This is a genomic window from Cupriavidus cauae, assembly GCF_008632125.1.
GTDB lineage: Bacteria > Pseudomonadota > Gammaproteobacteria > Burkholderiales > Burkholderiaceae > Cupriavidus > Cupriavidus cauae.
The window spans coordinates 1-20541 of sequence record NZ_VWRN01000029.1; the positions used below are offsets into that span (position 1 = coordinate 1).

15 protein-coding genes are annotated in these 20541 nt (G+C 69.5%); 10 read left to right on the forward strand and 5 right to left on the reverse strand.

Translation table 11 applies throughout. The features are described 5' to 3' along the window. Both F1599_RS09930 and F1599_RS09935 read left to right on the forward strand, forming a co-directional pair. On the forward strand, nucleotides 1–1139 hold a 1139-nt coding region (locus F1599_RS09930), incomplete at its 5' end, for a Y-family DNA polymerase (RefSeq protein ID WP_150082934.1). A gap of 301 nt (nucleotides 1140–1440) precedes the next feature. Further along, nucleotides 1441–4890, forward strand: a complete 3450-nt coding sequence (locus F1599_RS09935; protein ID WP_150082944.1) for an error-prone DNA polymerase — start codon at nucleotides 1441–1443, stop codon at nucleotides 4888–4890. Between the two features lie 123 nt (nucleotides 4891–5013). On the opposite strand, the gene F1599_RS09940 is transcribed toward F1599_RS09935, so the two are convergent. After that, nucleotides 5014–6552 carry a M81 family metallopeptidase gene (locus F1599_RS09940; protein WP_150082935.1) on the reverse strand — a complete coding sequence of 513 codons (1539 nt, stop codon included), beginning with the start codon at nucleotides 6550–6552 and terminating at the stop codon, nucleotides 5014–5016. A 146-nt stretch (nucleotides 6553–6698) separates the two neighbouring features. Beyond that, nucleotides 6699–8033, reverse strand: coding sequence for an MFS transporter (locus F1599_RS09945; protein WP_395895247.1), 1335 nt, complete (start codon nucleotides 8031–8033; stop codon nucleotides 6699–6701). A gap of 334 nt (nucleotides 8034–8367) precedes the next feature. Between F1599_RS09945 and F1599_RS09950 the strand changes: the two genes are divergently transcribed. The 4 genes from F1599_RS09950 (at nucleotide 8368) to F1599_RS09965 (ending at nucleotide 12956) form a co-directional block, all read left to right on the forward strand. Next, nucleotides 8368–9363, forward strand: a complete 996-nt coding sequence (locus F1599_RS09950) for a LysR family transcriptional regulator (protein ID WP_149318074.1) — start codon at nucleotides 8368–8370, stop codon at nucleotides 9361–9363. Between the two features lie 263 nt (nucleotides 9364–9626). Further along, complete coding sequence (locus tag F1599_RS09955; RefSeq protein WP_150082936.1) at nucleotides 9627–11210, forward strand: MFS transporter; 1584 nt, start codon at nucleotides 9627–9629, stop codon at nucleotides 11208–11210. An 11-nt stretch (nucleotides 11211–11221) separates the two neighbouring features. Beyond that, nucleotides 11222–11872, forward strand: coding sequence for a TetR/AcrR family transcriptional regulator (locus tag F1599_RS09960; RefSeq protein WP_223819560.1), 651 nt, complete (start codon nucleotides 11222–11224; stop codon nucleotides 11870–11872). A gap of 265 nt (nucleotides 11873–12137) precedes the next feature. After that, complete coding sequence (locus F1599_RS09965; RefSeq protein WP_150082938.1) at nucleotides 12138–12956, forward strand: hypothetical protein; 819 nt, start codon at nucleotides 12138–12140, stop codon at nucleotides 12954–12956. Between the two features lie 70 nt (nucleotides 12957–13026). Here F1599_RS09965 and F1599_RS09970 read toward each other — a convergent pair whose 3' ends face one another. Continuing rightward, a complete protein-coding gene (locus F1599_RS09970; RefSeq protein ID WP_395895254.1) occupies nucleotides 13027–14043 on the reverse strand; it encodes an aldo/keto reductase in 1017 nt (338 codons plus the stop codon). A 151-nt stretch (nucleotides 14044–14194) separates the two neighbouring features. Beyond that, nucleotides 14195–15130 carry a LysR family transcriptional regulator gene (locus F1599_RS09975; RefSeq protein WP_149318078.1) on the reverse strand — a complete coding sequence of 312 codons (936 nt, stop codon included), beginning with the start codon at nucleotides 15128–15130 and terminating at the stop codon, nucleotides 14195–14197. Between the two features lie 133 nt (nucleotides 15131–15263). Between F1599_RS09975 and F1599_RS09980 the strand changes: the two genes are divergently transcribed. Genes F1599_RS09980 through F1599_RS09995 form a run of 4 tightly spaced genes read left to right on the forward strand, consistent with a single transcriptional unit; the run spans nucleotide 15264 to nucleotide 19629 of the window. Then, a complete protein-coding gene (locus F1599_RS09980) occupies nucleotides 15264–15494 on the forward strand; it encodes a DUF3311 domain-containing protein (RefSeq protein WP_149318079.1) in 231 nt (76 codons plus the stop codon). 10 nt (nucleotides 15495–15504) lie between these two features. Beyond that, nucleotides 15505–16887: a sodium:solute symporter family protein gene (locus F1599_RS09985; RefSeq protein ID WP_150082940.1), complete on the forward strand. Its 1383-nt coding sequence runs from the start codon at nucleotides 15505–15507 to the stop codon at nucleotides 16885–16887. 52 nt (nucleotides 16888–16939) lie between these two features. Further along, nucleotides 16940–18595 (forward strand): amidohydrolase, encoded by a 1656-nt coding sequence (locus F1599_RS09990; RefSeq protein WP_150082941.1) that lies wholly within the window; start codon nucleotides 16940–16942, stop codon nucleotides 18593–18595. Next, the gene (locus F1599_RS09995) at nucleotides 18592–19629 is read left to right on the forward strand and encodes a CobW family GTP-binding protein (RefSeq protein ID WP_150082942.1); all 1038 of its coding nucleotides are present in this window, start codon (nucleotides 18592–18594) and stop codon (nucleotides 19627–19629) included. The genes F1599_RS09990 and F1599_RS09995 overlap by 4 nt, the downstream gene beginning before the upstream one ends. A 48-nt stretch (nucleotides 19630–19677) precedes the next feature. Here the strand turns inward: F1599_RS09995 and F1599_RS10000 are convergent. Next, the coding region (locus F1599_RS10000) for a TRAP transporter large permease subunit (protein ID WP_150082943.1) at nucleotides 19678–20541 on the reverse strand (864 nt) is incomplete at its 5' end.

The following is a 20541-nucleotide window of genomic DNA, read 5'->3' on the forward strand; positions in this document are numbered from 1 at the left end:
GCCCCGCCCGGCGCGCGGTGCGCAGTGAGCGGATGGCGCGGCTGCTGGACCGGCTGCCGGTCGAGATGCTGGCGAGCCTGGCCGATCCGCGCTGGCTCGATGGCATCGGCTGCCGCACCGTCGGCGAGGTCCGCTGGCTGCCGCGCGCCGGCCTGCAGCGCCGGCTCGGCACGGAGCTGCTGGCGCGGCTGGACCAGGCCTATGGCGAGACGCCGGCGCGCCTGGGCTGGTTTACCGCGCCGCCGACCTTCGCCGAACGGATGGAATTGCCGGGGCGCACCGAATCGGCCGCCGGCGTGCTGGCCGGCGCCCAGCGCCTGCTGCAGGCGGTGGCCGGCTGGCTGACGGCGCATCAGGCCGGCGTCACGCGCTTCGTGCTGCGGCTCGAACACGAACGCCAGCGGCGCGACGCCGCCATCGCCGCCACGCCGGTGACGGTCAGCCTGGCCCAGCCCAGCCGCGATCCGGTGCATCTGTCCAGGCTGCTGCAGGAAAAGCTCGACCGGCTGCAGTTCGAGGCGCCAGTAGTCGGCCTGATGCTGAAGGTCGACACCGTGGCCGAATGCCTGCCGCAGAGCGACACGCTGTTCCCCGAGCCCGGCGGCGGGCAGGCCGAACTCGGCCGCGTGCTCGATACCCTGGTGGCGCGGCTGGGCCGCGAAAACGTGTTGCAGCCGCATCCGCTGGCGGACCATCGGCCCGAATGCGCCAACCGCTGGCGGCCTGTCGACGAAGCCGGCACGGGCCGCGCCAACGCGTCGCCGCGCGGTTCGGCGCCGCGCATTTCCTCGCCGGGAGTTTCATCGCAGGGAGCTTCGACGCCGCGGGGGGCGGCGCCCCGCGTTTCGACGCCGGCTTCGGCCGATGCCGCCTTGCCCGACCGTCCGCTGTGGCTGCTGGAACCGCCGCTGCGCCTGCCGGTGCGCCGGCATCGCCCCTGCCACGGCAGCCCGCTGACGCTGCTGTCCCGACCCGAACGCATCGAGTCAGGCTGGTGGGACGGCGCCCTCGCCACCCGCGATTACTTCATCGCCGAACGCGGCGATGGCCTGCGCTGCTGGATCTACCGCGAACGCCCCGGACGCGAGGGGGAGGAGGAAGGGGAGTACCGGTGGTTTTTGCATGGGTTGTTTGGCTAAGGACAGCGCATATGCCGAAAACGATAGCTCCGCTCCCCATCTGTTGGACGCCGGCGAGAGAGAAATAGCCTCCTTCGGGGGGCCATCGTTTTTTCTGTGGCTGGGGCAACGGGACGGACGACGACAAGGCACGCAGGCTCGCACCGCAATTCATCTTGCCTTCACGCTTGTCGATACTGTATAAACATACAGTATCCATCCCAGGCATTCCCCTCGCAGTGCTGTGTCCCAAGCTCCACCCCAGTCCCCGTTTTCCGCGTCTTCGTTGCCGCCATCGCTCGCCTCGCTGCTGCTTGGCAGCCTGCCGGACTACGCGGAGCTGCACTGCATTTCCAACTTCACCTTCCTGACCGGCGCCTCCCATCCGGAGGAACTGATCGAACGGGCGCTGGCGCTCGGGTATCGCGGGCTGGCGTTGACCGACGAGGCGTCGGTGGCCGGCACGGCGCGGGCGCATCACGCGCTGAAGACCCTGCGCGAGCGGACTCGCGAGGCGGTGGAGCGCAGTGCGGCGCGGCTGGCGAGGATGGCGGCGGGCGGCGCTGCCGATGACACGGACGACGATGACGAGGACGACGATGACGACAACGAAATGTGGCTCGCGGCGCCATCGTCAGGCCCGGGGGCAGCCGCTGCCGTGGCCGATTCGCCGGCAGGCGGGACGGTCCAGCCGGAGTTCCTGCGCCGGCATGCGCGCCTGCTGGCCCGGGCCGAGGCGGCCGAAGCCTTCCGGCTGCTGATCGGCAGCCGCATGACGCTGCAGGCGGGCGAGGGCGGCCTGGGTTTGCGGCAGCGGGGTGACCCGTCCGAAGTCCCATCCGAAGTCCCATCCGAAGTCCCGTCCGGTATCCGGCTGATCCTGCTGGCGCAGGACCGCGAAGGGTTCGGCAATCTGTGCGAGCTGATCACGCTCGGACGCCGGCGGGCCGACAAGGGCAGCTACCAGCTGTACCAGCACGACATCAGCGATCCCGCTCCGGAGGAAGCGCATCTGCGCGGCATGCCGCATTGCCTGGCGCTGCTGCTGCCGGACTACTGCGCCGACCCGGAGACGCTGCGCGCCCAGGCGCAATGGTGCCGCGCGATCTTCGGCGAGCGCGTCTGGATCGCGCTGGAACTGCTGCAGGAACATGCCGACGCGCTGCATCGCGAGCGGCTCGAAGCGGTGGCCGCCGACACCGGCGTGCCGCTGGTGGCCGCCGGCGCGGTGCAGATGCATGTGCGCTCGCGCAAGCCGTTGGCCGATGTGCTGACCGCGATCCGGCTGGGCCAGCCGCTGGGCGCCTGCGGCATGGCGCTGGCGCCCAATGCCGAGCGCCATCTGCGCATGCGGCAGCGGCTGTCGCGGCTCTATCCGCGCGAGGCGCTGGCGCAAACGATCAAGATCGCCCAGGCCTGCGACTTCTCGCTCGATACGCTGCGCTACGAATATCCCGAGGAACTGGTGCCGAAGGGCCATACGCCGAGTTCGTACCTGCGCCAGGAGACGATGGCCGGCGCCGCGCAGCGCTATCCCGACGGCGTCCCCGCCACGGTGCGGCAGCGGCTGGAGGACGAGTTCGCGCTGATCGAGGAAAAGGGCTACGAGCATTTCTTCCTGACGGTCTACGACATCGTCCGCTTTGCCCGCGGCAAAGGCATCCTGTGCCAGGGCCGCGGCTCGGCTGCGAACTCGGTGGTCTGCTACTGCCTGTACATCACCGAGGTCAGCCCCGAGCAGACCAATCTGCTGTTCGGCCGCTTCATTTCGCGCGAGCGGGACGAGCCGCCCGATATCGACGTCGACTTCGAGCACCAGCGGCGCGAGGAGGTGATCCAGTACATCTACCAACGATACGGCCGCCATCGCGCCGCGCTGGCGGCGACGCTGATCACCTATCGCGCCCGCAGCGCGCTGCGCGACGTCGGCCGCGCGCTCGGCATCGACCCCGGCGTGGTCGAGCAGGTGGTCAAGGGGCAGGCGTGGTGGGAGAGCGGACACAGCTTCGTCGAACGCATTTCGCGCTACGGGCTCGACCCCGATTCGCCCGCGGTGCGCCAGTGGGCCAGCCTGGTGATGCAGCTGCGCGGCTTTCCGCGCCATCTGTCGCAGCACGTCGGCGGCTTCGTGATCGCGCGCGACAAGCTGTCGCGGCTGGTGCCGATCGAGAACGCGGCGATGGAGAACCGCAGCGTGATCCAGTGGGACAAGGACGATCTCGAATCGCTGGGCCTGCTCAAGGTCGACGTGCTGGCGCTGGGCATGCTGACCGCGATCCGCCGCGCGCTGGCGATGATCCCGAATCCCGCGCATCCGGAGCTGCCCTGCCGCATGGAAGACATCCCGCAGGACGACAAGGACACCTACGAGATGCTGTGCAAGGCCGACACCATCGGCGTGTTCCAGGTCGAGTCGCGCGCGCAGCAGTCGATGCTGCCGCGGCTGCAGCCGCGCAAATACTACGACCTGGTGGTCGAGGTCGCGATCGTGCGGCCGGGGCCGATCCAGGGCGGCATGATCCATCCCTATCTGAAGCGGCGCGAGATGGTCCGCCGCACCGGCAAGCTGCCGACCTATCACAACGAGGTGATCCGCCGCGTGCTGGGCCGCACGCTGGGCGTGCCGATCTTCCAGGAGCAGGTGATGCAGCTGGCCATCGACGCTGCCGGCTTCACGCCGGGCCAGGCCGACCAGTTGCGCCGCTCGATGGCCGCGTGGCGGCGCAAGGGCGATCTGAAGCGCCACCAGGACGCGCTGATCAAGGCGCTGACCCGCAACGGCTATCCGGAGGCGTTCGCGCAGGCGATCTGCAAGCAGATCGAGGGCTTCGGCGAGTACGGCTTCCCGGAAAGCCATGCCGCCAGTTTCGCCAAGCTGGTCTATGTCAGCGCCTGGATCAAGCGCCATCATCCCGCGGCCTTCCTTTGCGCCCTGCTGAACAGCCAGCCGATGGGCTTCTATTCGCCGTCGCAGCTGGTGCAGGACGCGCGCCGCCATCGAGTCAGGTCGCTGCCGCCCGACGTGACGGTCAGCGGCTGGGAAAGCGTGCTGGAGAACGATGCGGTGCGGCTCGGTCTGAACCGGGTCAAGGGCATGCGCGAGGCCGCCGCGCTGCGGATCGAACAGGCCCGGCTCGAGCGGCCTTTCGCCACCGTCGAGGACCTGGTGCTGCGCGCCGGCCTCGATCGGCACGATATCGACGTGCTGGCCGCGGCCGATGCGCTGCGCTCGCTGGCCGGCCATCGCCGCCAGGCCCGCTGGCAGGCCCGGGCCGCGGCGGTGCAGGCCGCGCATCGCGATCTGCTGCACAGCGCGCCGCCGGCCGAGGGTGCGCTGGCGCTGCCGGCGCCGAAGCTGGGGCAGGAACTGGTGGACGACTACGCCAGCCTGGGGCTGTCGCTGAAGGCCCATCCGCTGACGCTGCTGCGCCGGCGGCTGGCGGGGATGGGCTATGCCACCGCGCGCGACCTGGCCGGGCTACCCAATGGGCGGCGGGTGCGCGCCTGCGGCATCGTCACCGTGCGCCAGCGGCCCGGCACCGCCAGCGGCACGATCTTCTCGTCGATCGAGGACGAGACGGGCTCGATCAACGTGATCCTGTGGCCCGACCTGGTCGACCGCCAGCGCAAGGAGGTGCTGGGCGCGGCCTTGCTCGGCGTGGTCGGTACCTGGCAGCGGCAGGGCGAGGTCCGGCATCTGATCGCGCAGGAACTGGTCGACCTCAGTCCGCTGCTGGGCCGGCTGGTGGCGGGCAGCCGGGATTTTCACTGAATCACCAAAGCCACCGAACCCGCGCCTTCGCGGGGACGACGCGGATCAGGCGCGGATCATGCGCGCATCATGCGATATCGGCCACCATGCTGTCGTCCCCGCGAACGCGACGACCCGGTGTCTTCAAACTTCTCCACGCGGCCCCGTGAAAGCCGGTCCCAGTGGCCGCAACCGCAATCCCGCCGGCAGCTTCTTCCACGGCAGGTCGGCCGGATCGGCCAGCAGCGGACCCGGCGCCTTGGCCACCAGCACCGCCTCGGCGATCGGCTGGAAGTCGGCGCGGAAATGCACCGAGCTCTTGTTGACCAGGATCTTCATCCGCTCGGGCTCGACGCCGGCCATCCGGTACAGATTGCGATCGAGCATCTGGGCCTTGCCGGCGCTGACCACCACCTGCACGCCGCCGATCGTCAGCCGCGCCGCCGGGCCGACGTCGACGTCCATGCCGTTCATCATCGGACCGTCGAAGCGGCAGCGGCCGTCGGACAGCTGCGCGACGCGGAAGGTGGCCTCGAACGGCGCGTCGCCCGGCACGCCGGACTGGCCACCGAGCGCGATCGTGATGTCGCTGCCGACGCCGGCGGCATGCGCGGCGCGCACGGCCTCGGGATCGACGATCAGCCCGATCGCGGCATCGGTGGCGCCGGCGCGCACCAGCGCGCGCAGCATGCCGGTCGTGTTCGAGTCGCCGCCGGCGCCGGGGTTGTCCTGGGTGTCGGCGATCACCACCGGGCGGCTCGCCGCCTGCGACAGCCGCATCGCTTCCTGCACCGCTTCGTCCGGCGTCAGGAAGGGCACCGCCCACTGCGCCTCGCGCGCGACCACGGCGTCGGTCAGCGCGGCGACCGCCTGCTCGATGCGCGCCGCGTCGTCGCCATAGCCCCACACCACGCCGCCGCATTCGGCGAAGTCCGCCGCAGGGAAGCCCGGCGTGAACGACAGCGACACCACGCCGTCCAGTTCGCGTTCGAGCTCGTCGAGCAACGCGTAGATGCCGCGCGCCGGTTCGAGGAAAGTGCACTGGCCGTTGATCGGAATCAGGAAGGGCAGGCGCCGCGCGGCACGATGCAGCGGGCGGCTGTTGCCCGCGGCGAGCAAGCGTTGCAGCAATTGCGCCGCGCGCGCGCCGGTGTCCGCCATGTCGACGTGCGGATAGGTGCGGTAGGCAACCAGCGCGTCGGCGTTGTCCAGCATGCGCTGCGTGACGTTGGCATGCAGGTCGAGGCTGGCGACGATCGGCACGCCGGCGCCCACCACGGCTCGCAGCCGCGCCAGCAACTCGCCTTCGCCGTCGTCGTGCGCGTCGGTCACCATCGCGCCATGCAGGTCCAGATAGATCGCATCGGGCCGCTGCGCGCGCGCGGCGTCGACGATCTCGCCGGCGATGCGTTCGAACGCGTCGGTGGCCACATGCGCCGAAGGGCTGGCGCCGGCCCAGATCACCGGCAGCAGTTCTGCTTCGTTGCTCGTCAGTTCGCGCGTCAGCTCACCGATCGCGCGCAGGAAGCCGCCCGCCGGGATGTTGACGTCGCGCAGCGCAAGCACGTCGGCGCCGCGCACCATCGCGGGAAAGCCTTCGCCGCGGACGAAGTTGTCGTAGTGAGCCTTCGAAGGCGCGAAGGTATTGGTCTCGTGCTGGAAACCGGCGAGAAGGATGCGCATGGATCGGTAGTCGGTCAAATCGAAACGTGGAAACGGAGCGGGGAGCAAGCAAGGCCACCGTACGCATCAGCGCGCCGCGGAGCGCATCAGCACATCGCGGCACGCATCAGCGCACCACAGCGGCCGTCAGCGCACCGCAGCGAGCATCAGCGGACTGCAGCGGCCGCGCGGTCCTTCGGCAGCCGGTTCAGCAGGATCGCGAGGCCGCCCGCGGCCAGCAGCGCCACCATCGCCAGCAGCCCGCCCTCGAGCGAACCGGTCAGGTCCTTGACCGCGCCGATCAGCGTCGGGCTGACGAAGCCGCCCAGCAGACCGAGGCTGTTGATCAGCGCGATGCCGCCCGCCGCGGCGGTGCCTTGCAGATATTCGGACGGGATCGCCCAGAACACCGTGTACGCGGCCCACATCGCCGCGGTCGCGACGGTGATGCTGAGCAGCGACAGCGTCAGGTTGTCGGCGGTGAAGGCCGCGACCGCCAGCGTGGCGGCACCGACGAAGGCCAGCGTCGCGCTGTGCCAGCGCCGTTCCTGATGGCGGTCGGAGCTGCGTGCCGCCAGGAACATCAGGATCGCGGCGGCGACGTAAGGCAGCGCCGAATACATGCCGATCGCCATCGTGCTGGTCACGCCCGCGCCCTTCAGGATCGTCGGCAGCCAGAAGCTGACCGCGTAGATGCCGCTGATCAGGCAGAAGTAGCCGAAGGCCAGCGCATAAATGCGCGGATCGCGCAGCACCGTCGCAAAGCTGTGATGGCCGCCGCCGGCGCGCGCGGCGCCGATGTCGTGCGCCAGCAGCCGGCGCTCGTGGTCGGACAGCCAGCGCGCCTGCGCCGGCGTGTCGTCCAGAAAGAAGTAGGCGACCACGCCGAGCAGCACGCACGGCAGCCCCTCGATCAGGAACATCCATTGCCAGCCGGCCATGCCGTGCGAGCCGGCCAGCGCGGTCATGATCCAGGTCGACACCGGGCCGCCTGCCATGCCGCCGATCGGGCCGGCCAGCATCACGATCGCCATCACGCGCGCCATGCGGGCGCCGCCGTACCAGTAGGTCAGATAGAAGATCATGCCCGGCGCGAAGCCGGCCTCGAACACGCCGAGCAGGAAGCGCAGCGCATAGAAGCTGTGCGCGTCGCGCACGAACAGCATGCAGGCCGAGGTCGCGCCCCACAGCACCATGATCCGGCTGATGGTCTTGCGCGCGCCGATCCGTGCCAGCAGCAGATTGCTCGGCACCTCGAACATGACATAGCCGAGGAAGAAGATGCCGGCGCCCAGCCCGTAGACCGCGTCGCTGATGCCGACGTCCTGCTGCATCTGCAGCTTGGCGAAGCCGATGTTCACGCGGTCCAGATAGGCGAACACGTAGCACAGCAGCAGGAAGGGCAGCACGCGCAGGCTGATCTTGCGATAGATCGGCGCCAGCGCATCGGGCGTGGCGGCCATCGCGTCCGATGGATTCCACGAGGTGGTGGTCTGTTGCATCGATGTCTCCGGGTGCCGCGGGGCACGGTGCGGGGTTGGCAGGACGGGCGCTTGTTATGAAGTTGTTGTGCTGTCGTTGTGCTGTGGTCGTGCAGTTGTTGTCCCGTTCGGCAGGCGTTCGCGACGAGGGCGGCGCCGGCCTTCGCGCATTGTTGCCAACGCGGCCGTTGAGGAACAATAGCCATCGCTGTACGATTCCGTTGCTTTTTGGTCAACGCTCCGTCAACGCTTGGCGGACCTGGACGATCAACGCTGGACCATCAACGCTGGACGGTCAACGCTGCTGGCCGCCACGACGCCCCCGCATGCAGACAACCTTCGAAGGAAACACCCCGTGCCCGTATCCCCCGACCCGAACCGCGACGGCGCCTTGCCGGCCGGACTCAGCGAACGCCGGCTGCGCTATTTCTATGCGGCCGTGGCCGCCGGCTCGATCCGCGCCGCCGCCGACAAGCTCGATGTCGAACCGTCGGTGATCAGCCGGCAGATCCAGCAGCTCGAAGGCGAACTCGGCGCGACGCTGCTGGAGCGCCGCGGCCGCGGCGTGATGCCGACCGAGGCGGCCCAGCTGGTGCTCGACCACTACCGCGAGCGGCTCGCCGGCGAGGAGACGCTGTTGGCCCGGCTGCAGGAGCTGAACGGGCTGCAGCGTGGGCAGATCCATATCGTCGCCGGCGAGGGCTTTATCGACGAGCTGATCCACGCGGTGCTCAACGAGTTCTGCCAGCGCTATCCGAAGATCCACGTCACGCTGGAACTGATGAACGTCAACGAGGTGGTGCGCGCGGTCGCCGAGGATCGCGCCCACGTGGGCCTGGCCTATGCGCCGCCGCCGGAGCCGACGCTGCGCGTGCTGACGGCGCGGCGCCAGCCGGTCTGCGTGATCGCGCGCCCCGATCATCCGCTCGCGCGTCGCGGCAAGGCGCTGACCGTCGCGGACATCCTGCCGTATCCGGTCGGCCTGATGACGCCCGGCTTCGGCCTGCGCCAGGTGATCCAGCTGGTCGAGCTGACCGAGAAGGTCCGCTTCACCGCGGCGCTGACCACCAACTCGATCGCGGCGCTGAAGCACTACGCCAGCACCGGCCTGGGCGTGACCTTCCTGCCGGCGCTGGCGGTCGCGCGCGAGCTGGGCGACCAGCTGGTGGCGCTGCCGGTGCGCAACGCGGTGCTGGAGGCCGCCGACGCGCAGCTGATCGTGCGCGACAAGCGGCCGCGCTCGGCGGCGGTCAAGCGGCTGCTCGACTATCTGGCCGAGATGACGGTGCTGCGCGCCGACGGGCAGGGCGGCGCGCGGACTAGCCGGGTCCGCCACCGCCGCACGGTTTGAGTCGCACGGCCTGGGTCGAACGGCTTGAGTCGCAAGGCTTGCCGCACTGGCTGCGGGACACGCCGGCTCGGGCCGGCCCGTGGGGGGCGCCGGCATGTGTCCCTAAAGCGACATGACAACACAGAAGTGGACATTGTCCATTTGTGTGCTATGGTTGTGTACGCTGTACACAACTGCGCGGAATGCCCGCGCGTCAATGCTCCCGTCAATGCTCCCGAAGCAAAGAACCCAAACAAAAACCAGGAACCGCAAAAGGACACGCCATGCAGCACACACTCGATGACCGCAAGCGCTGGCTGGCGCAGATGGTCCTATGCCTGGGCGAGCTGATGATCGTGCTGGACACGACCATCGTGAACGTCGCCCTGCCGTCGATCCGCAACGAACTCGGCTTCACCGAGACCGCGCTGGTCTGGGTCGTCAACGCCTATATGCTGACCTTCGGCGGCTTCCTGCTGCTCGGCGGCCGGCTGGGCGACCTGTTCGGCCACCGCCGGCTGTTCCTGCTCGGCATCACGCTGTTCACGCTCGCGTCGCTGGCCTGCGGCGTGGCGCAATCGCAGGGCCTGCTGGTCGCCGCGCGGGCGGTGCAGGGGGTCGGCGGCGCGGTGGTGTCCGCGGTGGCACTGTCGCTGATCATGGACCTGTTCTCGACGCCGTCCGACCGCGCCAAGGCGATGGGCGTCTACGGCTTCGTTTGCGCGGGCGGCGGCAGCATCGGCGTGCTGCTCGGCGGCCTGCTGACCAGCGCCTTGAGCTGGCACTGGATCTTCCTGGTCAACCTGCCGATCGGCGTCGCGGTCTACGCGCTGTGCCTGGCGCTGATTCCGAACCTGCCGGGCTCCGCGAACGGACAGCGGCTCGACGTCGGCGGCGCGGTGACCATCACGGTGTCGCTGATGCTGGCGGTCTATGCGGTCGTCAATGGCAACGAGGTCGGCTGGCTGGCCACGCAGACCGTGTCGATGCTCGGCATCGCGGTGGCGCTGCTGCTGGTGTTCCTGCTGATCGAGTCGCGCGTCGCGCATCCGCTGATGCCGCTGGGCCTGTTCCGGCTGCGCAATGTCGCGGTGTCGAACGTGGTCGGCGTGCTGTGGGCCGCGGCGATGTTCGCCTGGTTCTTCATCTCGGCGCTGTACCTGCAGCTGGTGCTGGGCTACACCCCGATGCAGGTCGGGCTGGCGTTCCTGCCGGCCAACCTGATCATGGCGGCGTTCTCGCTGGGCCTGTCGGCGCGTCTGGTGATGCGCTACGGCGTGCGTGCGCCGCTGGCCGTCGGGCTGCTGCTGGCGGCGCTGGGCCTGCTGCTGTTCGCGCGCGCGCCGGTCGACGGCGGCTTCGTCGTCGACGTGCTGCCCGGCATGCTGCTGCTGGGCCTGGGTGCCGGCATCGCGTTCAATCCGGTGCTGCTGGCGGCGATGAGCGACGTCAAGCCGAGCGATTCCGGCCTGGCGTCGGGCGTGGTCAATACCTCCTTCATGATGGGCGGCGCGCTCGGCCTGGCGGTGCTGGCCAGCCTCGCGGCGGGCCGCACCGCGGGCGTGGCCGCCGCCGGCAGCGCGCCGGCCGAGGCATTGAACGCGGGATATCACGCTGCCTTCCTGGTCGGCGCGGTGTTCGCGCTGGTGGCGGCGGTGCTCGGCGGCATGCTGCTGCGCACGCGCACCGCGCCGGTATCGGTGACGCCGGAAGGTGCCGAGGCGGCGGCCGATGGTGCCGCCGGTGGTGCGGTCGATGGTGTTTCCGGTGGTGTTTCCGGTGGTGTCGCCGGCAGTGTCGCCAGCGGTGCCGCCGATCATGCGCCCAACACGGGCATGGCCGCGCCCCAGGGCGGCCATGCAGCCTGATGGTTACCGCGTTGAAGTTCGCCGTCGAGCCGCCGCCGCGCTCGACCTATCGCCACGGCGATCTGCGTCGCGCGCTGATTGACGCCGGCATCGCGCTGGCCAGCGACGGCGGCCCCGACGCGGTCGTGCTGCGCGAGGCCACGCGCCGCGCCGGCGTGGTGCCCAATGCCGCCTACCGGCATTTCGCCAACCGGCAGGCGCTGTTCGAGGCGGTACGCGCCGCGGCGCTGGCCGCGCTGGCGGTGGCAATGGAAGCGGAGCTGGCCGCAGCGGCCGCGCAGGTCGACGGCAACGATCCGGTTGCGAAGGCCCGCGCCAACCTGCGCGCCATCGGCGCCGGCTACCTGAAGTTCGCGCAGACGCAGACGGGTTTGTTCCGCACCGCCTTCGCCACGCCGACGATGGTGGAAGACGATCGCGATCCCGCCAAGGCCGGGCCCAGCGGCCTGAATCCCTTCCAGCTGCTCGGCGCCGCGCTGGACGGGCTGGTCGCGACCGGCGTGCTGCCCGCCGAGCGGCGCCCGGGGGCCGAGTATCTGGCCTGGTCGGCGGTGCACGGGCTGGCGCTGCTGATCATCGACGGGCCGCTGCGCCATGCCGACGAAGCGCAACGGATCGCGCTGGGCGAGCGCGTGCTGGCGATGGTGGAGAAAGGGCTGTAGCCGGCGGTCCGGTCTGACGTTAGCCTGGGTCCCGCCGCTCGTTGCGAGCGGGATGGCGACGTGGATGGCGGCGTGGATGGCGACGTGGATCTGGACGCAGATCGGGACGCAGATCGGGACGTCATTGCGACCGCAGGCTTCGGTTCACACTCGCATGGCGATGCGGTAACTCATCGCTATGCGCACATTCCGCACACGTTTCCAGTAGTCCGCGTCCGCAATGCCGGCAAAGATGGCGCCTGCATTTCACTCGACGAGGACGCATATGTTCACCGTACTGAAATCGTGGTTCCTTGGCGTCCGCGCGCCGCTGTATCTCTCCGCCACACCCGCCACCGGGCGCCTGACGCTCGCCGAGCAGCAGAACGACGAGGTCTCCATCGCGTTCATCCGCGCCGATGTCAACGCGCCGGCCACCGCGGCGCGCGGGCACGGAATGGCCATCGTGGAGATCTACCGCAGCAGGCAGAGCCGCGCGGAATACCTGGCCGAGTGGCTGGCGGCGCAGGCCGGGATCGGCGGGCACGTGCGGTCTTCCACCGCCGGCAACTGCCCCGGCGACACAGGCAGGCAACTCCCGGCGGGCAACGGCCGCTGCGATACAGGCGGACAACTCCCGGCCGGCATTAGCCCCGGCGACACAGGCAGGCAACTCCCGGCGGGCAACGGCCGCTGCGATACAGGCGGACAACTCCCGGCCGGCATTAGCCGCAACGATACAGGCGGGCAACCCTCGGCTGGCTGCGGCGAACGGCGCGTCGCCACGGCATCGCACGATCGGCGCGAAGCGTTACGCCCGCACGCTCGACGCAATGCGCCGGCGCGGCCGCTTCGTCCCGCCCGGTTCCGCGGCCCGCAGCGGTCCGGGGACACCAGCACGGACCTCGATCGTCCCGCCCGGATTCATCCGCCAGGGATGGAACCCTGCCTGCCGAAGCACGCCGTGCACATCTCCCGTTGCATGACCGAACTGGGCCAGGACGAGCCGTCGGGGGCCGCCGGGATGGTCAGCATCGGGACGTTGGCGGGGGTCGAGGCGCTGGGACTGTCCCGCTCGATCCAGGACTTGGGGCGAGGGTGGTGAGGCGCCCCCGGCGAGCCGCCATGCCGCAAGAGGCCGCAGCGCTGCGGGAGCGCCGGGCCGCACGGCTGCGCTAGCCCGCCGCCACCTTCACCGGCCGCCCCGTAAACGGATAGCTCGGGTCGGTATAGCCCGGCGTGGACGGGTGTCCCGGCGCCACCAGCGCATCGACCATCGCCTCTTCCTCGGGCGACAGCGCCGCGCCGATCGCGCCGAAATAATCCTCGAACTGCGCCAGCGTGCGCGGGCCGGCAATCACCGAGCTGATCAGCGGGTTGGCCAGCACCCATGCGGTCGCGAACTGGCCGGCGGTCAGGCCGCGGCCCTCGGCGTGGGCCTTCAGTTGCTGCGCGATGACCAGCGATTCCTCGCGGAACTCGGTCTGCATCATGCGGCGATCGGCACGTCCGGCGCGGGTGCCGGCCTCCGGCGGCTGTCCCGGCAGGTACTTGCCGGTCAGCACGCCGCGTGCGACCGGGCTGTAGGGCACCACGCCGAGCCCGTAGTATTCGCAGGCGGGCAGTATCTCGACCTCGGGCATCCGGTTCAGCAGGTTGTAGTAGGGCTGGCACGCTGCCGGCCGCGGCACGCCCAGCTGATCGCACAGCCGCGCGATTTCCGCGATACGCCAGCCGCGGAAGTTCGACACCGCCCAGTAGCGGATCTTGCCGTCGCGCACCAGATCGCCCATCGCGCGCACCGCCTCCTCGAGGTTCTCGTCGGCGAAATCGCGGTGCAGATACAGGATGTCGATGTAGTCAGTCGCCAGCCGGCGCAGGCTGTCCTCGACCTCGCGCAGCATCCAGACGCGCGAGTAGTGCCCGCGGTTCGGCGCCGAGCCCATCGCGTTGCCCAGCTTGGTGGCGAGGATCCATTCCTGCCGATCGGCCTCGATCAGCCGGCCCACCATCTGCTCGGAGCCGCCCTTGCTGTAGACGTCCGCGGTGTCGATGAAATTGACGCCATGGTCGCGCGCGCTGGCGACGATGCGGCCGGCCTCGGCCTCGTCCGTCTGGTCGGCGAACATCATGGTGCCCAGGCACAGCGCGGACACCTTCAGATTGCTGCGGCCCAGGCGGCGGTATTCCATCTTGAATTCGGACGTGGCGGACATGGGATTCCTCGTATGAGAAGGGACAGGGAAGAAGAGGGAAGCGGAAGCGAAGAGGGGGCAAGCCGGTGGGCACCGGTGGATACGAAAGGGCAAGGATACAACGGGCAGCACCGATGGCGCAGGGCGTTCACCGGCGCGTCGCCGACCCGGCCGGCTCCGCCGACACCGTCTTCCACTGCGCCCGCGTGAACGCGTACAGCGATTCCAGCGCCGGCGACAGCGAGCGCGCCGCCATGCGCGCGATGCCATAGCGGCCGCGCCGGCGCGCATCCGGCGGCATCGGCACCTCCGCCATCCGGCCCTCGGCCCGCTCCTGCCGCGTGATGGACAGCACGCCGAACAGCAGCGTATCGGTGGTCAGCGCCACGCTGCGCAACACGTCGAGGTTGTCGCAATGCAGGGTGATCAGACGGTCTGGCGCGGCCTCCGGTCCCCACAACTCGATCAGCTGGCGGCCGATGATGGCGCTCAGCGTGGTCGACGCGACCGGATAGGCGCGGATCGCCTCGATATCGAGCCGGCGCTTGCGCAGGATCGGATGGCCCGCGCGGCAGACCAGGCCGGCGCTCAGCTCGCCCAGTGTTTCCAGCTCGATGTCGTCGGCGGCGCGCAGCACGTAGGCATCGCCGACGATCGCGTCGATCGCTTCGCTGCGCAGCTGCTCGAGCAGCGCGCTGGTGGCGCCGGTCTCGGTGCGGACACGGATGCGCGGATGGGCCTGCGCCATATGCGCGAGGAAGGGCGTGAGCAGCAGCGCGGCCGGCGCGGGCGCCATGCCGATCGCCAGCGAGCCTTCCTCGCCGCCGCGCAGCAGGTCCAGGTCGCGCCGCAACTGCCGCTCTTCGAGCCGGATGCGCCGGGCGCGCTCGGCCACCAGTTCGCCGAACACCGTCAGCCGCGCACGCCGTGCGCCGCGGTCGAACAGTTGCGCCTTCAGTTCGTCCTCGAGCGCCCGAATGCTGCGGCTCAATGCCGGCTGGGTCAGATGCACGGCCCGCGCGGCCTCCGAGAAGGTGCCGTGCTCGACCACCGCCAGCAGGTGAAGCAGCTTCTGCGTATCCATGCCGATCCGTTATGGAAGTCGTTCGATATTTGCATTTGAATCATACATCGCGGCTCCCTATGATGGCTCCACAACAAGAGCGGGCGACCCCTCGGCGCACCGCAAACCGGCCATCGGACCACGGAGACAAAGCATGCTCAAGCTGTTCATCGGTCTCGGCATCCCGTACCTCGGGGTGATCGGACTCCTGCCCTGGGTGGCGTCCGTCGAGCGCTTCGTGCTCGGCGTTCCCTTCATCTACGCCTGGATCTTCGCGTGGTTCGTGTTGACCTCCGGCTGCATGCTGCTGTGCTGGCTGCTGTTCGACCGCCACGCGTCCGACGATGCCGCCGGCGATGCCGCAGATGCGCGGCATCGCGCCTGAAGGAGCCGCCATGACCACCGCGGTATTCCTCGGCTTCATCGCGTTCTCCCTCTACCTCGCGATCCGCTCCCGCCAGGGACGCGGGGCGCAGAGCGTGCACGACTTCTTTGTCGCGTCGCGGCAGTTCGGCGCCTATCTGGTCTTCTTCCTGGCGGCCGGCGAGATCTACAGCATCGGCACGATGGTCGGCTTTCCCGGCGGCATCTACGCCAAGGGACCGACCTACGGCATCTGGTTTCTCGGCTATATCCTGCTGGCGTACCCGCTGGGCTATTTCCTCGGCCCGCGCATCTGGCGCGCCGGCGCGCGCTACAACGCGATCACGTTGCCCGACCTGTTCAAGGGCCACTACGGCAGCCGCGCGCTGGAGTTGATCGTCGCCGCCTCGTCCATCCTGTTCCTGCTGCCCTGGGGCCAGCTGCAGTTCACCGGCCTGGTGGCCGCGCTCAAGGGCCTGGGCTGGCATTTCGATCCGCTGCACCTGGTGCTGATCTCCGCGGGGCTGGCCTTTACCTATATCGCCATCTCGGGCGTGCGGGCCTCGGCCTACATCGCGATCCTGAAGGACGTGCTGATGGTGGTCGCGATCGTCGCCACCGGCGTGGCGGTGGGCTGGAAGGCCGGCGTCGGCGAGGTCTTCCATGCGGCCAGCATGCAGGTCAGCAATCAAATGAGCGACACGCAACTGCGCTTCTCGATGAGCACCATGCTGTTCCAGGCGCTGGGCTTCTACATGATGCCGTTCGCGGTGCAGAACTTCTTCACCGCGAAGAGCGCCAACACGATCCGCCGCACGCAGGTTGCCATGCCGCTGTACATGCTGATGTATCCCTTCCTGGTGCTGGCGTCCTACTACGCGATCAGCCAGAACCTGCAGCTGGCCTCTCCGAACGAGGCGTTCTTCGCCGCGGCGGTGCGCCTGCTGCCGGACTGGCTGCTGGGCCTGGTGACTGCCGGCGCGGCGTTGTCGGGCCTGCTGGTGCTGGCCGGCATCTGCCTGGCCATCGGGCCGATCGTCGCGCGCAACCTGCTGCCGGGCCTGCCCGAGCAGCGGCAGAAGCAGGGCGCCAAGGTCGTGATCGCGATCTACCTGGTGCTGTCGATCGTGATGACGCTGGTCACGCCGAACCTGATGCTGACGCTGATCAATACCACCTACTACGGCGTCACGCAGTTCTTCCCCGGCGTGATGGCGATCCTGTTCTCGTGGAAGGTCAGGCCGCTGGCGATCGCGCTGGGCATTCTGAGCGGGCAGGCGCTGGCGATCGCGCTCTATGTGCAGCAGGCCGATTTCGGCGGCATCAACGTCGGGCTTGTCAGTCTCGCGGTGAACCTGCTGGTGACGGCGCTGGTGAACCTGGTCCCGCGGCCGGCGCGCATGCAAGCGGCATGACCTCCTCCAGGACCTCGCCTCCTCGCCAGACCTCCCACCTTTTCACGCAACGATGACTCCTCACGAAACGGCGCGCACGCAAATATTCCAGGCGCGCAAGATCCTCACGATGAATCCCGCGCAGCCGCATGCGACCCATGTGGCGGTGCGCGACGGCAGGATCGTCGCGGTCGGCGAACGGGGCGACATGGCGCGCTGGGCGGATGCCGATGTCGACGACACCTTCCGCGACAAGGTGCTGATGCCGGGCATGGTCGAAGGCCACTGCCACCTGATGGAAGGCGCGATGTGGGAGGCGGTCTATGTCGGCTACTTCGATCGCCGCGACCCCGACGGCCGGCTGTGGCGCGGCCTGCGTACGCTCGATCAGGTCATCGACCGGCTCGCCAGCGCTGCCGCTCGCTTGCCCGATGCCGACACGGCGTTGCTCGCCTGGGGCTTCGATCCGATCTACTTCGGCGCCGGCCGCCTCGGCGTGCAGCAACTGGACCGGGTCTCGGCCACGCGTCCCATCGTCGTGATGCATGCCAGCGTGCATCTGATGAACGTCAATTCGGCAATGCTCGCGCTCGCCGGCATCGACGAGGACACCGATATCGAAGGCGTGCACAAGGACGCGCAGGGCCGGCCCACCGGCGAATTGCAGGAGTTTGCGGCGATGTTCCCGGTCCACCGCGTGATCGGCAAGGGCCTGTCACTGGCGGCGGCCGAAGACCCGCAGGCGGTGCGCCGCTTCGGTCGGGTGGCGCAACTGGCGGGCGTCACCACCGCGACCGACCTGGTCAGCGACCTGTCGCCGGCGGGGCTGGACACGCTGCGAACCGTCACCGCCGACGAGGCCTTTCCGCTGCGCATCGTGCCCGCCTTCGCCCCGCAGCGCAATCCGGATGGCGGTGCCGAGCGCGTGCATGCCGCCGCGCGGACGGGCAGCGACAAGCTGCACTTCGGCCCGGTGAAGTTCATCGTCGACGGTTCGATCCAGGGCTTTACCGCGCGCCTGCGCGCGCCGGGGTACGTCGGCGGCCAGCCCAACGGCCTGTGGCTGATTCCGCCGGCCCAGCTGCTGGACTGCTTCACGCCGTTCCATCTGGCCGGCCTGCAGCTGCATATCCATACCAACGGCGACGAGGCCACCGAGGTCGTGCTGGACGCGCTCGAGGCGATGCTCGCCCGCCATCCGCGCGCGGATCATCGGCACACGCTGCAGCACTGCCAGCTCGCCGATGCCGCGCAACTGGCGCGCGCCGCGCGGCTCGGGCTGTGCATCAACTTCTTTTCGAACCATCTGTACTACTGGGGCGAGGCGCACGCCAGCCAGACCGTCGGCGCGCAATGGGCCGCGCGGATGAACCCCGCGCGCTCCGCGCTGCGGCTCGGCATTCCGGTCGCCATCCATTCCGATGCGCCGATCACCTCGCTGAACCCGCTGTTCACCGCATGGTGCGCGGTGCAGCGCCAGACGGCGGAGGGCCGCGTGCTGGGCGAGGGGGAGCGGCTGAGCGTCGGCGAGGCCTTGCACGCGATCACGCTGGGCGCCGCGCATACCCTGCATCTGGACCACGTGATCGGCAGCATCGAGCCCGGCAAACTTGCGGATTTCGCGGTGCTGGAGGACGACCCCAGCGCCGTGGCGCCGCAGGACCTGAAGGACCTCCGGGTCTGGGGCACGGTGCTGGGCGGGCGCGTCTTTCCGGCGCCGGCACGATGAACGCCCCGCCGCCCATTCCTCTGGTGGTCGTCGGCGGCTATCTGGGCGCGGGCAAGACCACGCTGCTGAACCGGCTGCTCGCCCATGCGCGGGGGCGGCGGATCGCCGTGCTGGTCAACGACTTCGGCGAGATCAATATCGACGCGGCGCTGATCCGCGCGCGCAGCGACGACGTGATCCAGCTCGAGAACGGCTGCATCTGCTGCTCGATCGGCGGCCGGCTGGCCGATGCGCTGCTCGCCATCGCAGCGCGAGCCGAGCGTCCCGACCTGCTGGTGATCGAGGCCAGCGGGGTGTCGGATCCGCAGCGGATCGCGCAGATCGGCCTGCTCGATCCTGCGTTCCGGCTCAACGCGGTGGTCGTCGCGGTCGACGTGGCGGGAGTAACCGATGCCCTCCGCGATCCGCTGGTCGGCGACATGGTGCGGCGGCAGATTGCCGGCGCGTCGGTGCTGGCCCTGACCAAGGCCGATCTGGCGGACGCGGCCACCGTCTCCGCCGTTGTTGCATCGGTCGGTGAACTGGCGCCACGGGCTGCCGTGCTGACCGCACGGCATGGCGATCTGCCGCTGTCGGTCTATCTGGACCGTCTGGACCATCTGGATCCTCAGGACGCCGGGCCGCCGCTCGCGCCGACCGTGGGCCCCGCACCGACCGGGCCCACCGCGCCCACTGCGCCTAACGCGCGCACCGCGTCCGGCGTGTTGCTCTCGCGTGGGAGCCGGCACTGGACCCGCCCCGACGCGCTGCATGCCGGCATCCTGACCTTCTCCTACCGGACGGACCGGGCGTTCGACAAGGCGGCCCTGCGGCAGGCGCTGAAGACGTTGCCGGTGCGACTGCTGCGGGCCAAGGGCCTGGTGGCGTTCGATGGCGATCCGCGCGCGCATGCGGTGCACCTGGTGGCGGGGCGGATGCGGGTCGAGCCCGCCGGACACGCGCCGCAAGACGGTTCGGCGCTGGTCTTCATCGGCCCCTTCGATGCGGCCGACAAAGACACGGTGCGCGGCTGCCTCGACGCGGCGCTGGCATGATGCGCCGGCGATGGCGCACCGGTGGCTTGCCCACGGCTGGGCGTCGGCTTACTGATACAACACCTTCGGCAGCCACAGCCCGATGTCCGGGAACATGTACAGCAGCACCAGCGCCACCACCTGGATCGCCATGAACGGCAGCATGCCGCCGAAGATCTGGTTCAGCGTGACATGCGGCGGGGCCACGCCCTTCAGGTAGAAGGCGGCCATCGCGACCGGCGGCGACAGGAAGGCGGTCTGCAGGTTCAGCGCGACCAGCAGGCCGAAGAACAGCGGATCGATGCCGAAGTTGTCCAGCAGCGGCACGAAGATCGGCATGAAGATGATGATGATCTCGGTCCATTCCAGCGGCCAGCCCAGCAGGAAGATGATCACCTGGGCCAGGATCATGAACTGCAGCGGCGTCAGGTCCATCGACATCACCCACTGCTCGACCAGCGCCTGCCCGCCCAGCAACGCAAACGCGGCCGAGAAGATCGACGAGCCGACGAACAGCCAGCAGACCATCGCGCTGGTCTTGGCGGTCAGGAATACCGACTCCTTGACCACGCCATAGTTGAGCTGGCCGTAGGCAGCCGCCAGCAGCGTGCCGCCGAGCGCGCCGACCGCCGCCGCCTCGGTGGGCGTGGCCAGGCCAAACACGATCGAGCCGAGCACGGCCAGGATCAGCACCGCCAGCGGGAAGAACGACGACAGCAGCTGCTTGAAGATCTCCATGCGCGCGAAGTCGAAGCGCCAGTAGAAGTACGCCATCGCCACGCAGACCACGGCCAGCGTGATCCAGAACCAGTTTGGTACCTGCGGCGCGGTGGCCGGCGGATTGGCCGTGTCGGCACCGGGAGGGCTGGGCGCCGCCGCGCCGGGGCTCGGTGCGGCGCCGGCCGGCGGCGATTCGGCAGCCGGCGTGGCGGG

Bases quoted from the DNA above. Each gene is read 5' to 3' on its own strand.
- F1599_RS09985 (WP_150082940.1), top strand. From the start codon at position 15,505: ATGACCACCGCGGTATTCCTCGGCTTCATCGCGTTCTCCCTCTACCTC.
- F1599_RS09980 (WP_149318079.1), top strand. From the start codon at position 15,264: ATGCTCAAGCTGTTCATCGGTCTCGGCATCCCGTACCTCGGGGTGATC.
- F1599_RS09945 (WP_395895247.1), bottom strand. From the start codon at position 8,033: ATGCAACAGACCACCACCTCGTGGAATCCATCGGACGCGATGGCCGCC.
- F1599_RS09955 (WP_150082936.1), top strand. From the start codon at position 9,627: ATGCAGCACACACTCGATGACCGCAAGCGCTGGCTGGCGCAGATGGTC.
- F1599_RS09940 (WP_150082935.1), bottom strand. From the start codon at position 6,552: ATGCGCATCCTTCTCGCCGGTTTCCAGCACGAGACCAATACCTTCGCG.
- F1599_RS09990 (WP_150082941.1), top strand. From the start codon at position 16,940: ATGACTCCTCACGAAACGGCGCGCACGCAAATATTCCAGGCGCGCAAG.
- F1599_RS09975 (WP_149318078.1), bottom strand. From the start codon at position 15,130: ATGGATACGCAGAAGCTGCTTCACCTGCTGGCGGTGGTCGAGCACGGC.
- F1599_RS09970 (WP_395895254.1), bottom strand. From the start codon at position 14,043: ATGGAATACCGCCGCCTGGGCCGCAGCAATCTGAAGGTGTCCGCGCTG.
- F1599_RS09995 (WP_150082942.1), top strand. From the start codon at position 18,592: ATGAACGCCCCGCCGCCCATTCCTCTGGTGGTCGTCGGCGGCTATCTG.
- F1599_RS09965 (WP_150082938.1), top strand. From the start codon at position 12,138: ATGTTCACCGTACTGAAATCGTGGTTCCTTGGCGTCCGCGCGCCGCTG.